This is a genomic window from Streptomyces sp. UH6 (assembly GCF_013421635.1).
Taxonomy (GTDB): domain Bacteria; phylum Actinomycetota; class Actinomycetes; order Streptomycetales; family Streptomycetaceae; genus Streptomyces; species Streptomyces abyssomicinicus.
This window is the reverse complement of sequence record NZ_JACADT010000369.1, coordinates 1-5,164: the sequence shown is the minus strand read 5'-3', so window position 1 is coordinate 5,164 and position 5,164 is coordinate 1. Positions and strand designations below refer to the sequence as shown.

4 protein-coding genes and 1 pseudogene are annotated in these 5,164 nt (G+C 72.8%); 4 read left to right on the top strand and 1 reads right to left on the bottom strand.

Annotated features, from left to right (window positions below):
- A pseudogene (locus tag HW445_RS17810) lies at positions 1-520 on the top strand (hypothetical protein); the annotation flags it as partial.
- Between the two features lie 72 nt (positions 521-592).
- On the opposite strand, the gene HW445_RS17805 reads toward HW445_RS17810, so the two are convergent.
- Complete coding sequence (locus HW445_RS17805; RefSeq protein ID WP_180221995.1) at positions 593-2,032, bottom strand: amino acid permease; 1,440 nt, start codon at positions 2,030-2,032, stop codon at positions 593-595.
- 247 nt (positions 2,033-2,279) lie between these two features.
- Here HW445_RS17805 and HW445_RS17800 point away from each other — a divergent pair, with 247 nt between their 5' ends.
- From HW445_RS17800 to HW445_RS17790, 3 genes are all read left to right on the top strand, one after another.
- A complete protein-coding gene (locus HW445_RS17800; RefSeq protein WP_180221994.1) occupies positions 2,280-2,765 on the top strand; it encodes a ribose-5-phosphate isomerase in 486 nt (161 codons plus the stop codon).
- Between the two features lie 111 nt (positions 2,766-2,876).
- A complete protein-coding gene (locus HW445_RS17795) occupies positions 2,877-3,746 on the top strand; it encodes an Fpg/Nei family DNA glycosylase (RefSeq protein ID WP_180221993.1) in 870 nt (289 codons plus the stop codon).
- Between the two features lie 128 nt (positions 3,747-3,874).
- Complete coding sequence (locus HW445_RS17790; RefSeq protein WP_151773226.1) at positions 3,875-5,032, top strand: PP2C family protein-serine/threonine phosphatase; 1,158 nt, start codon at positions 3,875-3,877, stop codon at positions 5,030-5,032.
- The last annotated feature ends 132 nt before the right edge of the window (positions 5,033-5,164 follow it).

The following is a 5,164-nucleotide window of genomic DNA, read 5'->3' as shown; positions in this document are numbered from 1 at the left end:
CGTCGCCGACACGGTGGCCCATCTCCCGGAGGACCCCGGCACCCTCACGGTCCGGCGGCTGTTCGGCGAGGCGGTCCAGGACGGGCACTGCGAGGCCGCCGCGCTGCTGCGGGAACTGCGCCGGGCGCGGCTGACCGGGCGGCCCGGGGTCACGGACGCCATGGAGGTCCTGGTGGCCGAGGGGCGCACCGCGGCGGAGGAGCGGCTGTACCGGATGGCCTGGGAGCACGGGCTGCCCGACCCGGTGTGGAACGTCGAGCTCCGCCTGCCCGACGGGCCGTCGCTGGGGGTGGTGGACGCCTACTGGCCGGAGCGTGCGGTGGCCGTGGAGCTCGACGCGCCGGGGGACGCCGGGAAGCGCGAGCGGCTGGAGCGGATCGGGGTCACGGTGGTCCGCGTCCCCCGGGTCCGCCTCACCACCGCCCAGGGCATGGAGCACCAGGCCGCGCTGATCCGCACCGCCCTCACCGCCGCCCTCGACCACCACCCCTCCTCGCCGCTGCGCGTCCTTCCCTGCTGACCCGCCGCCGGAACGACGGGACCCCCGCCGCCCGGGCGGGCGGTGGGGGTCCCGTGACGGCGGGCGCGGGCGTCAGACCTCGGCCGGCTGCGACGCGGAGTCGCCGGACGAGCCGTCGGAGGCGACGGCCGCGGGGGCGCGGCCCCGGCGCCGGACCAGGGCGACGCCGACCACGACCGCCGCCACCAGCAGCGACAGCAGCATCGTGTCCCGGCCCCCGTTCTCCGTGTCGGTCAGCATGTAGCCGATCACGAAGACGATGAACGCGATGCACGCCCACGTCAGGTACGGGAAGAGCCACATCTTCACGACCAGCTTCTCCGGCGCCTCCCGCATCACGATCCGGCGCATGCGCAGCTGCGACACACAGATCACCAGCCACACGAAGAGCGCCACCGCGCCCGAGGAGTTGAGCAGGAAGAGGAAGACGGTGTCCGGGAACGCGTAGTTGAAGAACACCGCGACGAAGCCGAAGACCACCGACGCCAGGATCGCCACCCGGGGCACGCCGTTGCCCGTGGTGCTCGCGAACGCCTTCGGCGCGTCGCCGCGGCGGCCGAGCGAGTGCGCCATCCGCGAGGCGGTGTACAGACCGGAGTTCAGGCAGGAGAGCACCGAGGTCAGGATGATGAAGTTCATGATCTGACCGGCGTGCGGGATGCCCAGCGAGTCGAGCGCGGCCACGTACGAGCCGTCCTCGGCGATCTTCTTCGAGTCCCACGGCAGCAGGGTGACGACCATCAGGATCGAGCCCAGGTAGAAGACGCCGATCCGCCAGATGATGCTGTTGGTGGCCTGGGTGACGGCCTTCTGCGGGTCCTCGGCCTCACCGGCGGCCAGCGTCGGGATCTCGGACCCCATGAAGGAGAAGACGACCAGCAGGACACCGGTCAGGATCGCGCCGGCACCGTGCGGCAGGAAGCCGCCGTGCTCCGTCAGGTTGGACCAGGAGGCCTGCTCGGCGTCGACGCCCGGCAGCACCCCGAAGACCGCCAGCAGGCCGATCACGATGAACGCGCCGATGGCGACGACCTTGATGCCGGCGAACCAGAACTCGAACTCGCCGTAGTTGCCGACGGAGGCCAGGTTGGTCGCGGTGAGCACGACCATCACGATCAGCGCCCAGGCCCACTGCGGTACGGCCGGGATCCAGCCCTCCAGGATCACCGCGCCCGCCGTCGCCTCGACGGCGAGCACGACGACCCAGAAGAACCAGTAGAGCCAGCCGATGGAGAAGCCCGCCCAGCGGCCCAGCGCGCGGTCGGCGTGGGCGGAGAACGAGCCGGAGGTCGGGTTGGCGACCGACATCTCGCCGAGCATCCGCATCACGAACACGACGAGCGCGCCCACCAGGGCGTACGACAGCAGGATGCCGGGGCCGGCCGCGGCGATGCCGCTGCTCGAACCGACGAAGAGACCCGCGCCGATGACGCCGCCGATGGCGATCATCGTCAGATGCCGGTTCTTGAGGCCGGCCTGAAGGCCGGAGCCCTCGTGTCCGCCAGAAGTCATGGAGCTGTTCCTTACGCCGGGTTGTGCGTGTGAGGTTCCCCCGCCCTCGTGGGGCATGCGGGGTGGCCGCCGGAGCGATGGTCCAGTGAAACGGAGGAAGGACATCAGCGGAACCTGGGGTTCCGGATTTTTGTCGCGGCTTTGCCTTCGCTCCTATGGCCGAGATCACAGTTTCCGGAGTTTCGAGCCGTGCCGGAACCGCCGCCCCGTGCGCGGCGCCCGCTCGCGTCCATGTCACACTCGGACCATGCGCGTCTATCTCGGCTCCGACCACGCCGGTTACGAACTGAAGAACCACCTCGTCGAGTGGCTGAAGGCAGCCGGCCACGAGCCGGTGGACTGCGGCCCGCACATCTACGACGCCCAGGACGACTATCCGCCGTTCTGCCTCCGCGCGGCGGAGCGCACCGCGGCCGACGCGGGCTCCCTCGGCGTGGTGATCGGCGGCTCGGGCAACGGCGAGCAGATCGCCGCCAACAAGGTCGCGGGCGTGCGCTCCGCGCTCGCCTGGAGCGAGCAGACCGCCGCTCTCGGCCGCGAGCACAACGACGCCAACGTGGTGGCGATCGGCGCGCGGATGCACTCCGAGGAGGAGGCGACGAAGTTCGTCGAGATCTTCCTGAGCACGCCGTTCTCCGGCGACGAGCGTCACATCCGCCGCATCGAGATGCTCGCCGCGTACGAGACGTCGGGCGACCTCCCGCCGATCCCGGCCCACCACCCCCAGCAGTAACGGCGGCAGCGGCGAAGCGCCGCGGCAGCCCCACGCCCCAGGACCTCGCCGGCCCCCGTACACGACGTGCGGGGGCCGTGCCGTGGAGCGGGGCAGATCGGAGAAGACGCCGTGCCGGAAGGGCACACCATCCACCGGCTCGCCCAGGACTGCGCCGAGCGCTTCCTGCACGCCCCGGTGCGCGTCAGCAGCCCCCAGGGAAAGTTCGCCGACGGCGCGGCCCTGGTCGACGGCGCCGGGATGACGTCCGCCGAGGCACACGGCAAGCACCTCTTCCTGGGGTTCCCCGGATTCGCCGGGTCCCCCGGGCCCGGAGCCCCCGCGGACCCCGGGAACACCGCCTGGGTCCACATCCACCTCGGCCTCTTCGGCAAGGTCGCCTTCGGCTCCGCCCCGCCGCCCCCGCCGGCCGACACCGTCCGCCTGCGCCTGGCCGGCCCGACGGCCTTCATGGACCTGCGCGGCCCGACCACCTGCGCGCTGATCACCCCGGGCGAGAAGCAGGCGATACACGACCGCCTGGGTCCCGACCCGCTGCGTGAGGACGCCGACCCGGACGCCGCCTGGCACCGGATCTCGCGGAGCCGGACCACCGTCGCCGCCCTGCTCATGGACCAGAAGGTGGTGGCCGGCGTCGGGAACGTCTACCGGGCCGAGGTCCTCTTCCGGCACGGAGTCGACCCCTACCTGCCCGGCCGGGACCTCACCCGCGCGCAGTGGGACGCGATCTGGGCCGACCTGGTGCGGCTGATGCGCGAGGGCGTCCGGAACAACCGCATCGACACCGTCCGCCCCGAGCACGAGCCCGAGGCCATGGGCCGTCCGCCCCGCGTCGACGACCACGGCGGCGAGGTCTACGTCTACCGGCGCACCGGTCAGGCGTGCCACGTCTGCGGCCTGGCCGTCCGCACGGCCGAACTGGCGGCGCGCAACCTGTTCTGGTGCCCCGGGTGCCAGCCCGCGAACGTGCCCGGCGCGTGACCGGCGGCCGCGACCCCCGGGGGAACGGCGGGGAAGGCAGGGACTTCCGGCCCGAATCCCGCCCCGGACGGGGGACAAGTGGGACCTCCCGTGCCAGGGAGGGGGTCCGCTGGATAGGGTCCCAAGCGATGGCAGCAGGACGGAAAAGGCGCTCGGCCGCCGACACGTTCACGGCCCGGATGAAGAAGCAGTTCCACCGGGCCCGCATCGGCCTGCGCAAAGCCGCGGTCGACTACTTCCGGGGTGACGGGTCGGACTGGATCGCCTTCGTCGCCCTGCTCCTCACCATTCCCCTGATCGCGAGCCTCACCCTCGCCAACGCCGTCTGGTTCACCCCGGCGGCCCTGGTGCTGCCCATCGTGGTGGGCGGTCTGCTGCTGCGGCCCGCCAGCCTCCTCGCCCTCTACGCGGCCGCGGCCACCGCGCTGATCGTGGAGGCGCTGGCCCTGCGGCCCTACCCGGACGGTTTCGCCCGGGTCACCCCCGGCGTGGTGCTGGTGGTCGCCGCCTGCGGCTTCGTGGGCCTGCTGGTCGCGCAGTTCCGCAGCCGGGTCGGCGTGCCCTGGCGGCGCGGCGGCACCATGCTCTTCGACCTCCGCGAGCGCATCCGGGTGCAGAGCGCGCTGCCCGACCTGCCGGCCGGCTGGCACCGGGAGATGGCACTGCGCCCGGCCGGCGGCCAGTCCTTCTCCGGCGACTTCGTGGTCGCGGCCCGCACCAACGAGGGCCGCACCCTGGAGGTCGTCCTCACCGACGTCTCCGGCAAGGGCATGGACGCCGGGTCGCGGGCGCTGCTGCTGTCCGGCGCGTTCGGCGGCCTGCTGGGATCGCTCCCACCGCACGCGTTCCTGCCCGCCGCCAACGGCTACCTGCTCCGGCAGGACTGGGACGAGGGCTTCGCCACCTCCATCCACCTGGTCCTCGACCTGGACACCGGCGACTACGAGCTCTACTCGGCGGGCCACCCGCCGGGGCTCCAGCTGTCCGCGGGCACCGGGCGCTGGGAGGAGAAGACGGCCGAGGGGCCGCTGCTCGGCGTCTACGACGGCGCCTCCTTCGACCCCTGCAAGGGGTCGCTGCGCCCCGGCGACGTGCTGATGCTCTTCACCGACGGTCTGGTGGAGACCGCCGAACGCGACCTGGTGGAGGGCATCGACCGCCTCACCGGCGAGGCCGACCGGTACGTGGCCGGCGGCTTCGAGGGCGCCGCGTGGCACCTGATCGAGGCCGTCGCGAAGGACGTCAACGACGACCGCGCCCTCCTCCTCATCTCCCGCACCGGCTGAATTCCGGCCCCGGCCCCGGCCCTGGCTCCGGCCTTGGCCTTGGCCCTGGCCTCGGCTCCGCATCCGGCCGCGACTCCGGCCCCGGCCCCGGCCCTGGCTCCGGTCTTGGCCCTGGCCTTGGCGCCGGCTCCG

Coding starts and splice junctions, on each gene's coding strand:
- HW445_RS17790 (WP_151773226.1), top strand. CDS start 3,875: ATGGCAGCAGGACGGAAAAGGCGCTCGGCCGCCGACACGTTCACGGCC.
- HW445_RS17800 (WP_180221994.1), top strand. CDS start 2,280: ATGCGCGTCTATCTCGGCTCCGACCACGCCGGTTACGAACTGAAGAAC.
- HW445_RS17805 (WP_180221995.1), bottom strand. CDS start 2,032: ATGACTTCTGGCGGACACGAGGGCTCCGGCCTTCAGGCCGGCCTCAAG.